This window comes from Serratia sp. AR11 (assembly GCF_056376275.1).
In genome coordinates, this window is the sequence record NZ_CM150739.1 from 1,182,212 (window position 1) to 1,200,876 (window position 18,665).

Sequence of the window (18,665 nt, forward strand, 5' to 3'; positions counted from 1 at the left end):
CAATTTCGGCCATCTCAAAAAAGCAGTTAAATATCATATGGAGTTCCGCCATGCGCTTTTCGTTAAAGACCACCGCATGCGCTTTGGCCGTGTCCCTGACTTTCCTGTCGGGAGCCGCCAGCGCCTGGGAAAAGGATAAGACCTACGACATCACCATTTTGCATACCAACGATCACCACGGCCATTTCTGGCAGAACGACCACGGTGAATATGGTCTGGGCGCACAAAAAACGCTGGTGGACAGCATTCGCCAGGAGGTCGCGGCCAAGGGCGGCAGCCTGTTGCTGCTGTCGGGCGGTGATATTAATACCGGCGTACCGGAATCCGATCTGCAGGATGCCGAGCCGGACTTCCGCGGCATGAATCTGGTGGGCTATGACGCGATGGCGATCGGCAACCATGAATTCGACAATCCGCTCAGCGTATTGCGCCAGCAGGAGAAGTGGGCCACATTCCCGCTGCTGTCGGCCAACATCTATCAGAAAAGCACCCAGCAGCGCCTGTTCAAACCCTATGCCTTGTTCGATAAGCAGGGCATCAAAATCGCGGTGATCGGCCTGACTACCGATGACACCTCCAAGATTGGCAACCCGGAATATTTCACCGACATTGAGTTCCACGTACCGGCGCAGGAAGCCAAACAGGTGGTGGAGCAACTGCGCAAGGAAGAGAAACCGGACGTGATCATCGCCGCGACCCACATGGGCCATTACGATGACGGCAACCACGGCTCCAATGCGCCCGGTGATGTAGAAATGGCGCGCAGCCTGCCTGCCGGTTATCTGGATATGATCGTCGGTGGCCACTCGCAGGATCCGGTTTGTATGGCCGGTGAAAACCACAAGCAGGTGGATTATGTGCCGGGCACTCCGTGCTCGCCGGATCGTCAGAACGGCACCTGGATCGTGCAGGCGCATGAGTGGGGCAAGTACGTGGGCCGTGCCGATTTCCAGTTCCGTAACGGTGAACTGAAGCTGGTGCATTATCAGCTGATCCCGGTCAATCTCAAGAAGAAGGTAGAGAAAGCCGACGGCACCAGCGAGCGCGTCTATTACACCCAGCAGATCGCGGAAGATGCGTCGATGATGAAACTGCTGACGCCGTTCCAGGAAAAGGGCAAGGCGCAGCTGGACGTTAAAATTGGCAGCGTCAACGGCAAGCTGGAAGGCGATCGCAGTAAGGTGCGCTTTGTTCAGACCAACCTGTCGCGCGTGCTGCTGGCAGCGCAGATGGAACGTGCCGAGGCCGACTTTGCCGTAATGAGCGGGGGCGGGGTACGTGACTCGATTGAAGCCGGTGACATTACCTATAAAAACGTGTTGAAGGTACAGCCGTTTGGCAACACGCTGGTCTACGTCGAAATGAAAGGCAGTGAGGTGGAGAAATACCTGGCGGTGGTGGCTAATATGAAAGTGGATTCCGGCGCCTATGCACAGTTTGCCAACGTCAGCCTGACGGCGGACGGCAAGCAGGGCGTCAGCAATGTCAAAATCAAAGGCGAGCCGCTGCAGGCGGATAAAACTTACCGTATGGCCACGCTGAACTTCAATGCGCTGGGCGGTGACGGTTATCCGAAGCTGGATACTTTGCCAAGCTACGTCAACACCGGCTTTATCGATGCCGAAGTACTGAAACAGTACATTGAGAAGCACTCACCGCTGGATGCGGCGGCCTATGAGCCGAAGGGCGAGATTGTGTATCAGTAAGTCGTCAGCGGGGGAGGCGTAAGTCTCCCCCTATCGATTCAGTCGCGCTTGGCGATATCGGCGAAGCTGCCGGCCAGCAGCCGACAAAGATCCTCTGCCGCCAGCTCAATGTCCAACCCGCGTTTGCCGCCGGAGACATAAATGGTGGCGAACTGCTGTGCCGGGCTGTCAATCACCGTAGGCAGGCGCTTTTTTTGCCCCAGCGGGCTGATGCCGCCCACCAGATAACCGGTGACGCGCTGCGCCAGTACGGGATCGGCCATTTCGGCCTTTTTCGCCCCCAGTGCATGGGCAACCTTTTTCAAATCCAATTGCCCAGCAACCGGCGTGACGGCCACCGCCAGATGTTTGGCATCGCCGTTCAGCGCCACCAGCAGCGTTTTATAGACGCGGTCGGCATCCAGTCCAAGCTTCTTCACCGCTTCATCACCGAAATTGGTTTCGGCACTGTCGTGATGATAGGAATGAAGAGTAAAGGCGACTTTTTGTTTCTCAAGCAGGATCACTGCGGGCGTCATGTGTTTTCCTATTTCTCCCACTGCTCAAGGTTGCAACGGGATGCAACAAAATTACAAAAATATAACGGTAACAGCAACCTGAGCAACGGCAGCGTAATGCGGGTTGCCAAGATGTTCACTCGGTTGCTACCCTGTCTATTGTAACCGTTAACAGGGTTACAATGCGTATAACTACAATACAAGAAATTCCTCTTTGACTGGCCAGTAGCGATATTGGCCACTTTTTTACTGCCCCTGCAGCATTGCCGGCAGATTATCCTCGCCGTACAGATGCAGCGCACCCACCGCTACCACGTAGTTGCCGGCCGGTAACGCCTCCAGTTTTTGTCGCCAATCGCGATTGCGCTGATGCATCAGCACGTCGTAAAGATCGGCACTGAAAGTGGCTGGCAGGGTTTCCAACATACCGCTGGGTTTCGCGTCCAGCCACCAGCTCACCATGGTTTGCAGCAGCCGTGCGTTGGTATGCCAGTGTTCCAGCGTATCACGCAGCAGGGCCATGCCCCCTTCCGGTAACTGCTCCAGCATCGCCATTTGCTGCTGCGCGCCTTCCAGCTCGATCACCTTTTTATGCTGTGCTCTGGCCGCTTGCAGCAGTTGATAATCCACCCCGTATTCAGCGCGCAACCCCAAACGCTGAGCCTGGCGGGCCTGCATCATTAGCGCCACCTGCCAGCCGGGCAGGGTTGAAAAGGTTGCTGCATCGGTGCCCAGTTCCTGACACAGCGTCAGTAACTGCTGAAATTCGGGTTCAGAGAGCCGTTGATCAAGTTCTGCTTGTTGTTCTATATGGTCAAACGGCGAGGCGGAGCCGGTAATATCGGCTTCAACAATCAAGGCATCTGCCTGCTTGAGGCGTGCGGCCAGTTTGGCCGGCAGCGGAGACATATCTACCGTACCCATATGAATGCTGCCGACCAGATGGAACTGACGATCGCCAGGCAGTCGAATATCCAGCGCCGGATAGGCGTAGGTCATGGGAGAGATCAGACCGAGAAAGGCGGCGATGCGGCGTAACAGTTGACCCATACAGCGTGGCTCCTGAATAACTTGTTCGCCTTTCAGCTTGAAAGGTGAGGGGCGTAACATTTACCCCATGCTAAACGCTATCAGGCAGACAAGAAAGTCTGAAGAGTGAAGGAATTATCCCAAAGAAAAAAGGGCGCATTGATGTGCGCCCCGTGGTCTTGGCTCGGCCTATGAGGAGGTTAGGCAAGGGTGGCTTGATAACCGGCCTGTTCCACCGCGTTAATCAGCATTTGTGGCGCGACATCGCCGGTCACTTTGGCGCTATCAAGGGCGACTTCCACGGCGCTAACGCCAGGCACGGCTTCTAAAGCTTTACGTGTGCTACCAACACAATGCATGCAGGTCAGCCCCTGCAATGCCAGTACGGTAATTTGTGACATGGTTCGATTCCTCTCAATAACGGTGTTTAAAGGTTGACCGCTTTACCTGTTTTCACTAAGAATGAAGGATAAACCTTCCAGCAAGGGGAAGGTCAAGGAGTGAAAATGAATATCAGCGACGTAGCGAAAAAAACCGGTTTAACCAGCAAGGCCATTCGCTTTTATGAAGAGAAAGGGCTGGTGACTGCGCCGATCCGTACCGACAACGGCTATCGCAGCTACAGCCCGAAGCACATCGAAGAATTGACGCTGCTGCGCCAGGCACGGCAGGTGGGATTTAATCTGGATGAATGCCGCGAGCTGGTGGCGCTGTTTAACGATCCGGCCCGCCACAGCGCCGATGTGAAAGCGCGCACGCTGCAAAAAGTGGCGGATATTGAAAAGCACATCGCCGAACTCGGTGAGATGCGCCAGCGTTTGGTGGCGCTGGCAGATCAATGCCCGGGTGATGACGGAGCCGAGTGCCCAATCATTAACAACCTGGCGGGCTGTTGCCATAAGCATTAACGGGCAATGGCGCGGATCACCAAAGTTATGCCCTCGACGGCAATGACTTCTACTTCGGTGCCCACCGCCAGGTCTTCACTGGCCTGTGCGCGCCAGCTGCTGTCGCCGATGTTAATACGGCCCATACCGTTGTGCATGGGTTCGGTCAGCGTAGCGCGGGTGCCAATCAACTGACGATTGCGTTGGTTAAGCACCTGCGAACCGCTGGAAGCCGCTGCCGGGCGCTGGCGTAGCCAGTACCACCACAGGTAGGCCACCACCACGGTCAGTACGGCAAAAATCACCCCCTGCCACTCCCAGGCCAGCTGCGGCAGCAGCCAGACGATGGCACCGACCACCACCGCCGATACGCCACTCCATAACAGGTAACCGCTGGCACCGAGCATTTCTGCCGCCAGCAGCAGCCCGCCAAGGGAAAGCCAAAACCAGTGCGGGTTTGCTGCAATTTGTTCGAGCATGATTACTTGCCTTTGTTGTCTTTCAACAGTTCGGCAATGCCACCAATGGAACCAAGCAGGCTGCTGGCGTCCAGCGGCATCATGATGACTTTACTGTTGTTGGCAGAGCCGATTTTTTGCAGCGCATCGGTGTATTTCTGCGCCACAAAGTAGTTCACCGCCTGGATATTACCGCTGGCGATAGCGTCGGAAACCAGTTGAGTGGCTCGCGCTTCCGCTTCAGCGGCACGCTCACGGGCTTCGGCCTGCAGGAACGCCGACTGACGTTCACCTTCCGCTTTGAGGATTTGCGACTGTTTGTCGCCTTCGGCACGCAGGATGGCGGCCTGACGCACACCTTCGGCCTCCAGAATATCCGCACGCTTGGTTCGCTCGGCCTTCATCTGGGCGTTCATTGCCGAGATTAACTCTGCCGGTGGACGTACGTCACGGATCTCGATACGGGTGATTTTAATGCCCCACGGATTGGTGGCTTCGTCGACGATATGCAGCAGGCGGCTGTTGATGCTGTCACGCTGCGAGAGAATTTCGTCCAGCTCCATGGAGCCGAGCACGGTACGGAAGTTGGTCATGGTCAGGTTGACGATCGCCAGTTCCAGATTGCTGACTTCATAAGCGGCACGTGCCGGATCGACGACCTGGATAAAACACACCGCATCGATGGCCACGTTGGCGTTGTCGCGCGAGATAATTTCCTGCGAAGGAATATCCAGCACCTGCTCCATCATATTAATTTTTCTGCCGATGCGGTCCATAAACGGCACCACCAGGTTTAAACCGGGCATCAGCGTTTTGGTGTAGCGGCCGAAGCGTTCCACCGTCCATTGGAACCCCTGCGGAACAATTTTGACGCCGGCGAATACGATGATCAGTGCGACGACAATCACGATGGGAATAAGGGTAAACATGGCAAACCTCCTGTCAGACATATGTAAACAGATATTACGCCAGCTAGAGTGCAAAGACTAATATACCCGTCATCTTTCAAGTTGCAGCGTTGTTATCTGCACTAGCATTAACATTCCAAATTGGCATGTTTCCAATAATTTTAATTCATTTCATGACGTTGTCCGTCTTGGCTAGAGTAAAAAGCATTGCCGTTTTTCACTTCGAATATTTGTCATTTTTATTTGCGACTATGCTTTTTGAAATGACATTTCTCCAAGGATTGTTATGGACTCAATCAGTGTTGATGAACTCGCCCCAAAAAAAGATCGTTGGTATCGCATTGTGGAGGAATTACTGTCCGCTGCCGGTATTGCCATCAATGGCAACCGTGCCTGCGATATCAAGGTACACAACCCGGCGTTGTTTAAACGTATTTTGCAGGAGGGGTCGCTGGGGTTCGGCGAAAGCTACATGGACGGCTGGTGGGACTGCGAGCGGTTGGACGCATTATTTACCCGCGTCCTGCAGGCCGGCGTTGATGAACGCTTGCCAAAAAATCTGAGCGACATTGCGCGCATCGCCTATACCCGGCTGTTCAACCTTCAGTCACGCAAACGCGCCTGGCAGGTGGGTAAAGAACATTACGATATCGGCAACGATCTGTTCCGTGCGATGCTCGATCCCTATATGCAATATTCCTGCGGTTACTGGAAAGAGGCCGATACGCTGGAGCAGGCGCAGTTGGCCAAGCTGAAAATGATCTGCGAAAAGCTGCAGTTGAAACCGGGCATGTCGTTGCTGGATATCGGCTGCGGCTGGGGTGGGCTGGCGCAGTATGCAGCGGAAAACTACGGCGTAACAGTGCATGGCGTGACCATTTCGGCCGAGCAGCAAAAACTGGCGCAGGAGCGCTGTGCCGGTCTTGACGTCGAAATTCTTTTACAGGATTACCGCGACCTGAACCGCCAGTTTGATCGTATTGTTTCTGTCGGCATGTTTGAACACGTGGGGCCGAAAAACTACGACACTTACTTCCGTGTTGCCGCGCGTAATCTTAAGCCCGACGGTTTGTTCCTGCTGCACACCATTGGCGCCAACCAAACCAATCTTCACGTCGATGCCTGGATAAACAAGTACATCTTCCCCAATGGCTGTCTGCCTTCGGTGCGCCATATTGCCCAAGCCAGCGAAGGGCGCTTTGTGATGGAGGATTGGCACAATATCGGCGCCGATTACGATCGCACGCTGATGGCCTGGTATGAGAATTTCAAACAGGCGTGGCCGATGCTGTCCGAGGGCTATTCTGAACGTTTCGAACGGATGTTCACCTATTACCTGAACGCCTGCGCCGGAGCATTCCGCTCGCGTGATATTCAACTGTGGCAGGTGTTGTTCAGCCCGAAAGGCGTTGAAGGTGGGGCACGGGTTTACCGTTGAGAAGGGAGGGGCGCAGCGGACTACGCCCCGAACTATCAGTACAACAGCGAATACAGCTGACGGCGGTATTTGGCGGCCAGCGCATCGCCGGTGCCCAGTGCGGCCAGAATATCCATCAATGTTTTACGCGCGCTGCCGTTGGCGGCGGCGAGATCTTTCTTCAGATGCCCGATCAACAGCTCCAGCGCTTCTTCATTGCGCCCAACCTGATGCAGTTGCAGCGCCAGCTGCACGGCTAAATCGACGTTCTCCGGCTGTTGATCCACTTGCTGTTGCAACAGCTGAATTTCCGGCGTATCAGCGGCCTGTTTCAGCAGTTCAATCTGCGCCAGCAGGCCCTGATAACGGGTATCTTTATCCTGCAACGGAATGGTCGCCAGCACGGCTTCGGCCTCTTCAGTGCGGTTCAGCGCGATCTGGGTTTCCGCCAGCGTCAAACCGATATCACTGCGTTGCTGGCTCGCTTGCCAGGCGTCTTTCAACAGCGGCAGCGCTTCTGCCGCATTGCCTTCTGCCAGTAACTCGGTCGCCTGCGCCAGTTTCAGGTCTTCTTCCTTCGGCAGGAAACGCTGCAGGAATTCACGGATCATCTCTTCCGGCTGCGGGCCCTGGAAACCGTCGACCGGCTGGCCGTCTTTGAACAGATATACCGTCGGCAGCGAGCGCAGGCCGAATTGAGCGGCGATGGCCTGCTCGGCGTCACAATCCACTTTTGCCAGCAGGAACTGGCCGGCATATTCCGCCGCCAGCTTATCGAGTATCGGGGTGAGTTGCAGACAGTGTTGGCTGCGATCCGACCAGAAGTAGAACACCACCGGCATGGACATTGACTGTTCCAGCGTCTGGTGCAGGTTTGTTTCGTTAATATCAACAACAGCTTGAGCTAGCATGTAATTTTCTCTCTGATCTTGCGGAGCCATTGGCTTTTAGATGGGGGCGGGACGGCATTCTTCAACCCCAGACAGCCAAATTAACCGTTGCTGCGTAACACCCAGTCCAGACAGCGGCCGGGCAGGATGCGGCGTAATATGCTGAGCGCGTGCGCCAGCAGGGTCACCGGATACCGCAGCTTGGCCCTTGGGCTTTCCAGCGCGTGGCGCAGTTTGGGCAAAATGGCTTCCGGCGGTAGTGTGAGGCGTTTGGCAATGCCGGGGTTGTGCACCGGTTTGTCGCTTTGGGCCTGATTGACGTTCTGGGTAAAGTGGGTGGTGAGCGGGCCGGGTTCAATCAGGCTGACCTGAACACCGGTGCCGTGCAGCTCCATCCGCAGCGCGTCGGACCAGGCTTCCAGCGCAAACTTGCTGGCGGCATAGGCACCGCGCCCGGCGCTGGACACCAGCCCCATCACCGAACTGGTCTGAATAATACGCCCCTCGCCGTGCGGCAGCATCGCCGGCAACAGCAGCTGGGTTAATTGATGGGTGCCGAACAGATTGGTGGCGAATTGGCGTTCCAGCTGCTGCCGAGAAATGCTGCTCAGCGGGCCGTAAACGCCAAAACCGCCGTTGTTGAACAGGCCATACAGGCGGCCGCCGGTCAGTTCGATCACCTGTGCGGCGGCGCGTTCGACGCTGTCACTGTCGTCCAGATCCAGCTCAATGCCTTCCAGCCCAAGCTGACGCATATTTTCAACGTCCTGCGGCTTGCGACAGGCGGCCAGCACCCGGTAGCCACGGTTACGCAGATCCTGCGCGGCAATCAATCCAATCCCGCTGGAACAGCCGGTTATCAATACTGCTTTTTGCATAACTTTACCTAGTGTACAACCCTATTTAGTTAGACTCATGTTTTACTAGAGGTTCCAGGCGTTCCGCCATCCAGGTGGCGATAAACGGTTGGGCATCCTTATTGGGATGCAATCCGTCATCCTGCATCCATTCCGCTTTCACCACCACCTGTTCCATATAGAACGGCAGCAGTGGAATGTCGAATTGTTTGGCAAGCTGCGGGTAAATCGCACTGAAGGCCTCGGTATAGCGGCGGCCATAGTTGGGCGGAATACGGATTTGCATCAGCAGCGGCTGCGCGCCGGCTTGCTGCACCAGCGTGATGATTTGGCTGAGGTCGCGTTGCAGATCCTGCGCCGGGAAACCGCGCAGACCGTCGTTGGCACCCAGTTCAATCAGTACCCAGCGTGGCTGATGTTGTTTCAGCAGCTCGGGCAGACGTGCCAGCCCCTGTGCGGCGGTATCGCCACTGATGCTGGCGTTGACCAGTTGCGGGTCACCCGGTTTTTTCTGCCATTGGTCGGCCAGCAGCGTCGGCCAGGCTTGCGCCACCGGCAAGCGGTAACCGGCGCTTAAACTGTCGCCTAATATCAATAAGGTATCGGCGGCGACAGCGCGTAAACTGAATAATCCCAACAGCAAAAGGAAGGGAAGATGCCAGCGGAAAACGTTCTTGAAGTTCATCATCTTAGTAAACACGTTGGTCAGGGTGAGCATCAGCTCTCCATCCTTACCGGAGTCGAGCTGGTTGTCAAACCCGCGCAGACAATTGCCCTGATTGGCGAGTCCGGCTCGGGCAAGTCAACGCTGCTGGGGATCCTCGCCGGGTTGGACGACGGCAGTGAAGGGGAGGTGCATTTGTTGGGCGAGTCACTGACCGCGCTGGATGAAGAGGGGCGCGCCGCGCTTCGCGCCAAAAATGTCGGCTTTGTGTTTCAATCCTTTATGTTGGTACCGACGCTCAATGCGCTGGAAAACGTCCAGTTACCGGCGTTGCTGCGTGGGGAAAGCGATCGCCAGAGCCGCGAACAGGCGGTGCAGCTGCTGGAACAGCTTGGGCTGGGCAAGCGTCTTGACCACTTGCCGGCACAGCTTTCCGGCGGCGAACAACAGCGCGTAGCGCTGGCACGGGCGTTCAGTGGCCGACCACGGGTGCTGTTTGCCGATGAACCCACCGGCAACCTCGATCGCCAGACTGGCGAACGCATCGCCGATTTACTGTTTTCCCTCAACCGCGATTTCTCCACTACGTTAATCCTGGTCACCCATGACGAAACCCTGGCGGCTCGCTGCCAGCGTCGGCTGCGCCTGCGTGAAGGCCAGCTGTGGGAGGAAGCATGATCTGGCGCTGGTTTTGGCGTGAGTGGCGTTCACCGTCACTGCTGATCGTCTGGCTGGCGCTGACGCTGTCGATGGCCTGCGTATTGGCATTGGGCAGTATCAGCGATCGCATGGACAAAGGTCTGAGCCAGCAGAGCCGCGATTTTATTGCCGGCGATCGGGTACTGCGCAGCGCCCGGCCGGTGCCGGAAGGCTGGCTGCTGGACGCGCAACAACAGGGGCTGAAAGTCAGCCGACAGTTGTCGTTCACCACCATGACCTATGCCGGCGATCGGCCCCAGTTGGCAGACGTGAAGGCCACCGATCTTGCCTATCCGCTGTACGGCAAGCTGGAGACCCGCCCGGCCAACGTCAAACTGACGCCGGGGAGCGTGCTGGTGGCGCCACGTTTGTTGGCGTTGTTGAACGTGAAGGTCGGTGACAGGCTGGACGTGGGCGATACCAGCCTGCGCATTGCCGGTGAAATTATTCAGGAGCCGGATTCCGGCTTTAACCCTTTCCAGACGGCACCGCGCATCATGATCAATCTGGCGGACGTGGACAAAACCGGGGCGGTGCAGCCGGGCAGCCGTCTGACCTACCGTTATATGTTTGCCGGGGCTGCGGAGGATATCCAGCGTTATGAAGATCGCCTGACGCCACAGCTTGGCCCCGATCAGCGCTGGTTTGGCTTGCAGGAGTCCGGTAGTGCATTGGGTAAATCGTTGCAGCGTTCGCAGCAGTTCCTGTTGCTGTCGGCGCTGCTGACCTTGCTGCTGTCGATTGCCGCCGTCGCGGTGGCGATGAGCCATTATTGCCGTAGCCGTTATGACTTGATCGCGGTGTTGAAAACTCTGGGGGCCGGCCGCAGCGCATTGCGTAAGTTGATTGTCGGCCAGTGGCTGGCGGTAATTCTGCTGGCCGCCGTCGGAGGGGGCATTATCGGGCTGGGGTTTGAAGCACTGTTGATCCGCCTGCTGGCACCGGTGCTGCCGGCGGAACTGCCAGCCGCCGGGGCCTGGCCGTGGCTGTGGGCGGTCGGCGCATTGCTGATGATTTCTCTGTTGGTGGGGCTGCGGCCGTACCGGCAGTTACTGGCGACCCAGCCGCTGCGGGTGCTGCGCCGCGATGTGGTGGCCAACGTTTGGCCGCTGCGTTATTTCCTGCCGCTAACGGCGGTGATTGTGGTGGCGCTGTTGACGGCATTGATGGGGGCCAGCACGCTACTGTGGTCGATCCTCGCCGGTATTCTGGTGCTGGCGCTGCTGTTGGGCGCTATCGGCTGGGGCAGCCTGTTATTGCTGCGACGCATTACGCTGAAGAATCTGGCACTGCGACTGGCGGTTAACCGTCTGCTGCATCAACCCTGGGTCACGGTCAGCCAACTGGCGGCTTTCTCTCTGTCGTTTATGTTGCTGGCGTTACTGCTGGTGCTGCGTGGCGATCTGCTTGAGCGTTGGCAGCAGCAACTGCCACCGGACAGCCCGAATTACTTCCTGCTGAACATGACTGAGGCGCAGGTACCACAGGTGAAAACCTTCCTGCAACAGCATCAAACTAAACCGGAAACCTACTATCCCATTGTCCGCGTGCGCCTGACCGAGATTAACCAGCAGGTGGCGACCGAACGGGTGCATGAGGACGATCCGGGCGGCGAGGCGGTGAATCGTGAGCTGAACCTGACCTGGCTGGCCGATCTTCCTGCGCACAATCCATTGCTGGCAGGCAGTTGGCCGCCGAAAGCCGGCGAGGTGTCGATGGATCAGGGCATTGCCGGACGACTCAAGATCAAACTGGGCGATACGCTGACTTTCAGCGGCGATACCCAGTCGTTCAGCGCCAGGGTCACCAGCCTGCGCCAGGTGGATTGGGAAAGCCTGAAACCGAACTTTTACTTCATCTTCCCGCCGGGTGCGCTGGATGGCCAGCCGCAAACCTGGCTCACCAGTTTCCGTTACGACGGGGACGGACAGATGCTGACCCAGCTTAATCGCCAGTTCCCGACGCTCAGCCTGCTGGATATAGGTTCGATCCTCAAACAGGTGGGCGGTGTGTTGCAGCAGGTGAGCCGCGCGCTGGAAGTGATGGTGGTACTGGTGGTGCTCTGCGGCGGTTTGTTGCTGATGGCGCAGGTGCAGGTGGGTATGCGTCAGCGGCGTCAGGAACTGGTGGTGTACCGTACGCTCGGTGCCGGCAAGCGCCTGTTGCGCAGCACGCTGTGGTGTGAGTTTGCCCTGCTGGGGCTGGTGGCGGGTATTGCCGCCGCGGTGGGGGCAGAAGCGGCGCTGTGGTTGCTGCAAAGCCAGGTATTTGACTTCCCATGGGCGCCAACACCGGTGCTGTGGTGGGCACTGCCGCTACTCAGTGCGTTGTTGCTGTCGCTGTGCGGTGGTTGGCTGGGCGTGCGCTTGCTGCGCGGGCAGGCGCTGTTCCGCAGTTACGACGCTTAACTCACATATCAAGCTGGCCCAGGTTACCGGGCCAGCCGAACAACGATCGTTATTTTCCTCTTGTCTGACCTTCGCTTCCCCCCCAATCACCAGTCTTTTATCCACGGCGTTCGGACGTCTGTGGTGTGATATCGGTTACATTTAGTTGGGGGTTATTAAAATGGACGCCCTGCGATATGGTAATAAGATGTTGCGATTGTCTTCATTTTAAAGCAGTGAATGAGATTATTATCTTTCTTAATCAAGGGTTTTTTACTTTTTTGTGGTAATCCGGCTGTTATGCTGATTAAGATAAAGTCGTGTAATCGTTTCCACTAATGTGATCGCACTCACTTACCTCTGACGGATTGCCTCCTATCATAACGGCAACTTAAGAACGTTATCGATTGGAGGCAGTATGAGTACTACCGTCAAAGTGTCGGCGGCTGAGAAAAGCCAAAGCAATGCAGGCATGACTTTCTTCGTCTGTTTTTTGGCCGCACTGGCCGGGCTGCTGTTTGGTCTGGATATCGGCGTTATTGCGGGGGCTCTGCCGTTTATCACCGATTCGTTTCATATGACCAGTTCCCAGCAGGAGTGGGTGGTCAGCTCTATGATGTTTGGCGCTGCGGTCGGGGCCGTGGGCAGTGGTTGGATGAACTTCCGCATCGGGCGTAAATACAGCCTGATGATTGGCGCCGTGCTGTTCGTGCTGGGATCCTTATGCTCAGCGGCTGCGCCTAACGTTGAAGTCTTGTTGGTGTCACGCATTCTGCTCGGACTGGCGGTGGGTGTCGCATCCTATACGGCGCCCATTTACCTGTCTGAAATCGCGCCGGAAAAAATTCGCGGCAGCATGATTTCTATGTATCAGCTGATGATTACCATCGGCATCCTGGCGGCTTATCTGTCGGATACCGCGTTCAGTTACACCGGTGCCTGGCGCTGGATGCTGGGGGTGATCACCATTCCTGCCGTGCTGCTGCTGGTTGGGGTGTTCTTCCTGCCGGATAGCCCACGCTGGCTGGCTTCGCGTAACCGCCATGAGCAGGCGCGTCAGGTATTGGAGAAACTGCGTGACAGCAGCGCCCAGGCGCAGCATGAACTGAATGAAATTCGTGAGAGCCTCAAGCTGAAACAGAGCGGCTGGTCGCTGTTTAAAGACAATAAAAACTTCCGTCGTGCCGTTTTTCTCGGCGTGCTGCTGCAGGTGATGCAACAGTTCACCGGTATGAACGTCATCATGTATTACGCGCCGAAGATTTTTGGTCTGGCGGGTTTTGCCAGTACCGCACAGCAGATGTGGGGTACGGTGATCGTTGGCCTGGTGAACGTGCTGGCCACCTTTATCGCCATTGGGCTGGTTGACCGCTGGGGCCGTAAACCGACGCTGACGCTGGGCTTTATCGTCATGGCGGTGGGCATGGGTGCCCTGGGGACGATGATGCATGTGGGGATGAGTTCGCCTGCCGAGCAATACTTCGCTGTTATCATGTTGCTGATGTTTATTGTCGGTTTTGCCATGAGCGCCGGCCCACTGATTTGGGTGCTGTGTTCTGAGATCCAACCGCTGAAAGGCCGTGACTTTGGTATCACCTGTTCCACTGCCACCAACTGGATCGCCAACATGATCGTCGGGGCGACCTTCCTGACCATGCTCAATTCGCTGGGCAGCGCCTACACCTTCTGGGTCTACGCGGCGCTCAACCTGGTGTTTATCTTCATCACGCTGGCGTTGATCCCGGAAACCAAAAATATCTCTCTGGAACATATCGAACGCAATCTGATGGCCGGTAAACCGTTACGTAACATTGGTTCACGCTGAGCGGTAAGCCAGACACGCGAGGCCCGCTGATATGGCGGGCTTTCGCTCCTGACACTGATTAAGGGGAAATTATGTCTATTCTGGTGACCGGCGGCGCCGGCTACATTGGTTCACATACGGTGCTGGCTTTGCTGGAACGTGGTGAAGATGTGGTGGTGTTGGATAATTTGATCAACGCGTCCGAAGAGTCTTTGCGCCGCGTGGAGCAACTGACGGGCAGGGCCGCGACGTTTTATCGGGGAGATGTACAGGATGCCCGCTGCCTGAAGCGTATCTTTGAGGAAAACAACGTTGCCTCGGTGATCCACTTTGCCGGCCTGAAGGCGGTGGGGGAGTCCACCCAAAAACCGCTGGAGTACTATCAGAATAACGTGGCCGGTACCTTGGTGTTGCTGGAGGCGATGCGCGAGGCGGGAGTCCATCAGTTTATCTTCAGCTCTTCCGCCACGGTGTATGGCGAACATGCGCCGGTACCTTACCGGGAAGATATGCCGATTGGCGGCACTACCAGCCCTTACGGCACCTCCAAATGGATGGTGGAGCAGGTCCTGCAGGACTTTGCCAGGGCTGAACCGGCATTTTCGATTATCGCGCTGCGCTACTTCAACCCGGTAGGCGCACATGAGTCGGGCCTGATTGGCGAAGACCCGAGTGGCATCCCCAATAATCTGCTGCCTTATATCGCGCAGGTGGCCATCGGTCAGCGGGAAACTCTGAGCGTGTTTGGCGGCGACTATCCAACCAAAGACGGCACGGGCGTGCGCGACTACATTCACGTGATGGATGTGGCGCAGGGCCATCTGGCGGCGATGGATCATTTAGCGCAGATTGCCGGGTTTAAAGCCTATAACCTGGGTTCCGGGGTCGGTTACTCGGTGCTGGAAATGGTGCGGGCGTTTGAAAAAGCCTCGGGCGTGACCATTCCTTATCAGATTTTACCGCGCCGTGCGGGTGACCTGCCTGCCTTCTGGGCCGATGCCGGGTTGGCAAAACAGGAACTGGGCTGGCAAGTGCAGCGCGGGCTTGACGTGATGATGCGTGATACCTGGAACTGGCAAAGCAAAAATCCGCAGGGCTATCGCCGTTAACAAACCTGCATAAAGGCTAAACCGGTAGGGGGCGAACATGTTCGCCCCGACTTAACCCGTTGATTATATGATAGGGCGCGGCATGCAGCGCCCTACCATGAAACAACTTTTGGCACTGAGAAACGTTTAAGCCAGCTTTTGCTGCGCCCAGGCCAGACCGCTTTGGTATTCGCTCGGCAGCAGCGGTGCCAGTGCCTGCAAGGTTTGCAGCAGCGCAGCGGCGTCAGGATCGTTCAGGTTCAGGTGCCCGACCTTGCGACCTTCACGCACCTCTTTCTCATACCAGTGCAGATGCACCAGCGGCAGCGCCAGCCATTGCGGATTCACTGCGGTGCCAATCAGGTTGACCATCACCGACGGCGTGCTTACTACCGGTTTTGGCAGCGGCAGGGCGAGAATAGCGCGCAGATGCAGTTCGAACTGGCTGATAGACGCGCCGTTCTGCGTCCAGTGGCCACTGTTGTGTACCCGGGGGGCCAGCTCGTTAATCAACAGGCGATCGCCAACGATAAAGCACTCCATCGCCATTACGCCGACGTAGTTCAGCTCATCAAGGATGGCCGTCAGCATTTGCTCCGCCTGCCGTTGCAGGCCAGGGTTGGGCTGCGGCAGCGCCACGCTGGTGCGCAGAATGCCTTCTTCATGCAGGTTATGGGTCAGCGGATAGAACACCGACTGGCCGTCATGCCCGCGTGCGCCAACCAGTGACACCTCACCGGAGAAGTTAATCCCTTGCTCGACGATACATTCGCCATAGGCATCGGCCGGCAATTCGGCTTCTTGCCCTGGGCGTAAACGCCATTGACCGCGGCCGTCGTAACCGCCAACGCGACGTTTGACGATCGCCAGTTCACCCAGAGTAGCGAACACCTGTGGCCATTCGGCGGCGTCAGCCAGCAGTTGCCACGGCGCGGTGGCCAGACCAAGTTGGTCGAGCAACTGCTTTTGCGTCAGGCGATCTGCCAGACGCGGGAAAATATCACGGTTGACGAAGCTGTTGTGGGTTGCCAGTTCGCGCGTCAGCGCGGTTTCCGGCCAGCGTTCGATTTCGGCGGTGATCACGCTGTTCTGGTAGGGCACGGCTTCCGGTTCGGCGTCGAGGCCTACCGGGTACACGGCGATGCCCAGCGGTTCACCGGCCTGGCGTAGCATGCGCCCTAACTGGCCGTTGCCCAGTACGCAAACCGGCTTCATGCTTCCTCCCGCGGATCCGGGTGGTTCAGAACCTCGTCAGTTTGTGCCTGACGCCATTCGGCGAGGCGTTGTGCCAGCGCGGCGTCGTGCAGCGCCAGAATTTGTGCTGCCAGCAGGGCAGCATTGGCGGCACCGGCTTTGCCGATGGCCAGCGTACCCACTGGAATACCGCGCGGCATTTGCACGATTGAATACAGGCTGTCTACACCGCTCAGTGCGGCGCTTTGCACCGGAACACCCAGCACCGGAACCAGCGTTTTCGCCGCCAGCATGCCCGGCAGATGCGCAGCACCGCCTGCACCGGCAATGATCACGTCAAAGCCATTATCAGTTGCCTGCTCGGCAAAGCTGAACAGCTTGTCTGGCGTGCGATGAGCGGAAACGACTTCGACATGGAACGGGACATCGAGCGAGGTCAGGACTTCGGCGGCAAACTGCATGGTGGCCCAGTCACTTTTCGATCCCATTACAATTGCGATTTTAACCCCAGCGTGGGTGGCTGAAGCGGCGTTGGCTCCCATGGGTGTAAGGCTCCTGTATTGTACAAACGACGGCCGGTTGCCTGCGGCGGGAGGCCGAATGAGGGCACAGAGCATACCATGAGCGCACGGCGAGGAAAACGGTTGCGTCGCCGGTTTTCATTGCCAAAAGCGTGAATTTTTTTACCTGTGCGACAAGTCAGGAACTTAGAACGGGAATTGGATCAGCTCGACGGCGTCGGCACTGACTTTGATCATGGAGCCTTCAACGTGCCAGGCTCCCAGCACCACGCGGTGGGCCTTGCCGTTGCTCAATGCCAATTCATGCACCGCCGGACGGTGAGTGTGGCCGTGGATCATCCAGTGAACCTTGTGGCGCAGCATCGCCTGCTCAACCGCCTGTGGATTGACGTCCATAATAGAGTCCGACTTGTACTGGTTACTCTGCTGGCTGCGGGCACGCATTTTGGCCGCGATCTTAAGACGCCAGCGCAGCGGCATGGCCAGAAACAGTTTTTGGATCAGCGGATTGTGTACCTTGCGGCGAAACTGTTGGTAGGCCTGATCGTCGGTACACAGCGTGTCGCCATGCAGGATAAGGATTTTTCGGCCATACAACTCCAGCACTTTCTCTTCCGGCAGCAGTTGCATACCGCTGGCACGGGCAAAGCGTTTGCCGACCAGAAAATCACGGTTGCCGTGGATAAAGTAGCAGGGTACCCCAGCCTGTTGCAGCGCCTTCAGCGCCGTGGCGATTTCGCCGTGCAATGGCTCGGGATCGTCATCGCCGATCCAGGCTTCAAACAGGTCGCCAAGAATGTACAGGGCGTCGGCGTGAATGGCATCTTGCCGCAAAAAACGCAGAAAACCGGCAGTGATTGCCGGTTCCTGTGCGCTTAAATGCAGATCTGCGATGAACAGCGTGTTCATGCAGCCGCGATTACTCGCTGACGGTAACGCTAGTGACGATGACGTCTTCTACCGGTACGTCCTGGTGCATGCCGCTACGGCCGGTTTTCACCGCTTTGATCTTGTTAACCACGTCCATGCCTTCAACCACTTCAGCAAATACGCAGTAGCCCCAGCCCTGCGCGTTTTCGCCGCGGAAGTTCAGGAAGTCGTTGTCTGCCACGTTGATGAAGAACTGTGCGGTCGCAGAGTGTGGATCGTTGGTGCGAGCCATTGCCAGGGTACCGATGGTGTTTTTCAGACCGTTGTTGGCTTCGTTCTTGATAGTCGCTTTGGTGTCTTTCTGGGTCATGCCTGGCTCAAAACCGCCGCCCTGAACCATAAAGCCATTGATAACACGGTGGAAAATGGTGTTATTGTAGAAACCTTCACGGCAGTAGTTCAGGAAGTTTTCAACGGTAACCGGCGCTTTGTCAGCAAAGGTGTTGATAACGATATCGCCGTGATTAGTGTGGAAAGTAACCATAGTTTTAGTCCTAACAAGATGAATTGAGATGTCACAAGGATCGAGTGAACAATCAGACCGCCGTTATAACATATCTCCTTTAATCAGTCAGCAGCGGGTAAACCGCACGCTGGCTGTGGTAAAACGATAATTGTTATATTATAACATTGATGGCGATCGCTGATTTCTCACCGTTTTCCACCTCTCAGCTTAGCAAAGCGCGGCCTTAACCTTGCATTAGATCAGGCTTCGGGTTTCAATACGCT

At 56.7% G+C, this 18,665-nt stretch carries 18 protein-coding genes and 1 pseudogene; 7 read left to right on the forward strand and 12 right to left on the reverse strand.

Translation table 11 applies throughout. The features are described 5' to 3' along the window. Window positions 1-50 precede the first annotated feature (50 nt). On the forward strand, window positions 51-1,706 hold the full coding sequence (gene ushA / locus ACSOSI_RS05570; RefSeq protein WP_115183121.1) for a bifunctional UDP-sugar hydrolase/5'-nucleotidase UshA: 1,656 nt from the start codon (window positions 51-53) through the stop codon (window positions 1,704-1,706). A 38-nt stretch (window positions 1,707-1,744) separates the two neighbouring features. Here ushA and ybaK read toward each other — a convergent pair whose 3' ends face one another. The 3 genes and pseudogenes from ybaK to ACSOSI_RS05585 all read right to left on the reverse strand — a co-directional run. Continuing rightward, window positions 1,745-2,224, reverse strand: coding sequence for a Cys-tRNA(Pro)/Cys-tRNA(Cys) deacylase YbaK (gene ybaK / locus ACSOSI_RS05575; protein WP_476706672.1), 480 nt, complete (start codon window positions 2,222-2,224; stop codon window positions 1,745-1,747). A gap of 225 nt (window positions 2,225-2,449) precedes the next feature. After that, a complete protein-coding gene (locus ACSOSI_RS05580) occupies window positions 2,450-3,253 on the reverse strand; it encodes a TraB/GumN family protein (RefSeq protein WP_012005588.1) in 804 nt (267 codons plus the stop codon). Between the two features lie 182 nt (window positions 3,254-3,435). Then, a pseudogene (locus ACSOSI_RS05585) lies at window positions 3,436-3,633 on the reverse strand (cation transporter); the annotation flags it as partial. A gap of 105 nt (window positions 3,634-3,738) precedes the next feature. On the opposite strand from ACSOSI_RS05585, the gene cueR reads away from it, so the two are divergent. Then, window positions 3,739-4,140, forward strand: coding sequence for a Cu(I)-responsive transcriptional regulator (gene cueR, locus ACSOSI_RS05590; protein ID WP_012005590.1), 402 nt, complete (start codon window positions 3,739-3,741; stop codon window positions 4,138-4,140). Here the strand turns inward: cueR and ACSOSI_RS05595 are convergent. Together ACSOSI_RS05595 and ACSOSI_RS05600 are read right to left on the reverse strand one after the other, a co-directional pair. After that, a complete protein-coding gene (locus ACSOSI_RS05595) occupies window positions 4,137-4,598 on the reverse strand; it encodes an NfeD family protein (RefSeq protein WP_012005591.1) in 462 nt (153 codons plus the stop codon). The genes cueR and ACSOSI_RS05595 overlap by 4 nt on opposite strands. Window positions 4,599-4,600: 2 nt before the next feature. Then, on the reverse strand, window positions 4,601-5,506 hold the full coding sequence (locus ACSOSI_RS05600; RefSeq protein ID WP_017891872.1) for an SPFH domain-containing protein: 906 nt from the start codon (window positions 5,504-5,506) through the stop codon (window positions 4,601-4,603). A 265-nt stretch (window positions 5,507-5,771) separates the two neighbouring features. On the opposite strand from ACSOSI_RS05600, the gene cfa reads away from it, so the two are divergent. After that, window positions 5,772-6,923 (forward strand): cyclopropane fatty acyl phospholipid synthase, encoded by a 1,152-nt coding sequence (gene cfa / locus ACSOSI_RS05605; RefSeq protein WP_476706673.1) that lies wholly within the window; start codon window positions 5,772-5,774, stop codon window positions 6,921-6,923. A 35-nt stretch (window positions 6,924-6,958) separates the two neighbouring features. On the opposite strand, the gene ACSOSI_RS05610 is transcribed toward cfa, so the two are convergent. From ACSOSI_RS05610 to tesA, 3 genes are all read right to left on the reverse strand, one after another. Further along, window positions 6,959-7,813 (reverse strand): co-chaperone YbbN, encoded by an 855-nt coding sequence (locus ACSOSI_RS05610; RefSeq protein ID WP_041418485.1) that lies wholly within the window; start codon window positions 7,811-7,813, stop codon window positions 6,959-6,961. A gap of 80 nt (window positions 7,814-7,893) precedes the next feature. Further along, window positions 7,894-8,670, reverse strand: a complete 777-nt coding sequence (locus ACSOSI_RS05615; RefSeq protein ID WP_476706674.1) for an SDR family oxidoreductase — start codon at window positions 8,668-8,670, stop codon at window positions 7,894-7,896. 25 nt (window positions 8,671-8,695) lie between these two features. After that, complete coding sequence (gene tesA / locus ACSOSI_RS05620) at window positions 8,696-9,334, reverse strand: multifunctional acyl-CoA thioesterase I/protease I/lysophospholipase L1 (protein WP_167470805.1); 639 nt, start codon at window positions 9,332-9,334, stop codon at window positions 8,696-8,698. Here tesA and ybbA point away from each other — a divergent pair. From ybbA to galE, 4 genes are all read left to right on the forward strand, one after another. Then, window positions 9,305-9,991, forward strand: a complete 687-nt coding sequence (ybbA, locus tag ACSOSI_RS05625) for a putative ABC transporter ATP-binding protein YbbA (RefSeq protein ID WP_017891875.1) — start codon at window positions 9,305-9,307, stop codon at window positions 9,989-9,991. The genes tesA and ybbA overlap by 30 nt on opposite strands. Beyond that, window positions 9,988-12,420, forward strand: coding sequence for a putative ABC transporter permease subunit YbbP (gene ybbP, locus ACSOSI_RS05630; RefSeq protein ID WP_476706675.1), 2,433 nt, complete (start codon window positions 9,988-9,990; stop codon window positions 12,418-12,420). Before ybbA ends, ybbP begins: the two co-directional genes overlap by 4 nt. 397 nt (window positions 12,421-12,817) lie before the next feature. After that, entirely contained in the window at window positions 12,818-14,224 is a 1,407-nt protein-coding gene (locus tag ACSOSI_RS05635; protein ID WP_012005599.1) for a sugar porter family MFS transporter, read from the forward strand. A 71-nt stretch (window positions 14,225-14,295) separates the two neighbouring features. Then, the gene (gene galE, locus ACSOSI_RS05640; protein ID WP_476706676.1) at window positions 14,296-15,312 is read left to right on the forward strand and encodes a UDP-glucose 4-epimerase GalE; all 1,017 of its coding nucleotides are present in this window, start codon (window positions 14,296-14,298) and stop codon (window positions 15,310-15,312) included. A 126-nt stretch (window positions 15,313-15,438) separates the two neighbouring features. Here galE and purK read toward each other — a convergent pair whose 3' ends face one another. The 4 genes from purK to ppiB all read right to left on the reverse strand — a co-directional run bounded on the left by purK (window position 15,439) and on the right by ppiB (window position 18,420). Then, window positions 15,439-16,506 (reverse strand): 5-(carboxyamino)imidazole ribonucleotide synthase, encoded by a 1,068-nt coding sequence (gene purK, locus ACSOSI_RS05645; RefSeq protein WP_476706677.1) that lies wholly within the window; start codon window positions 16,504-16,506, stop codon window positions 15,439-15,441. Continuing rightward, complete coding sequence (purE, locus tag ACSOSI_RS05650) at window positions 16,503-17,027, reverse strand: 5-(carboxyamino)imidazole ribonucleotide mutase (RefSeq protein WP_368460193.1); 525 nt, start codon at window positions 17,025-17,027, stop codon at window positions 16,503-16,505. Before purE ends, purK begins: the two co-directional genes overlap by 4 nt. Window positions 17,028-17,192: 165 nt before the next feature. Then, a complete protein-coding gene (locus tag ACSOSI_RS05655) occupies window positions 17,193-17,915 on the reverse strand; it encodes a UDP-2,3-diacylglucosamine diphosphatase (protein WP_476706678.1) in 723 nt (240 codons plus the stop codon). A 10-nt stretch (window positions 17,916-17,925) separates the two neighbouring features. After that, window positions 17,926-18,420 carry a peptidylprolyl isomerase B gene (gene ppiB / locus ACSOSI_RS05660; RefSeq protein WP_012005604.1) on the reverse strand — a complete coding sequence of 165 codons (495 nt, stop codon included), beginning with the start codon at window positions 18,418-18,420 and terminating at the stop codon, window positions 17,926-17,928. Window positions 18,421-18,665 lie beyond the last annotated feature (245 nt).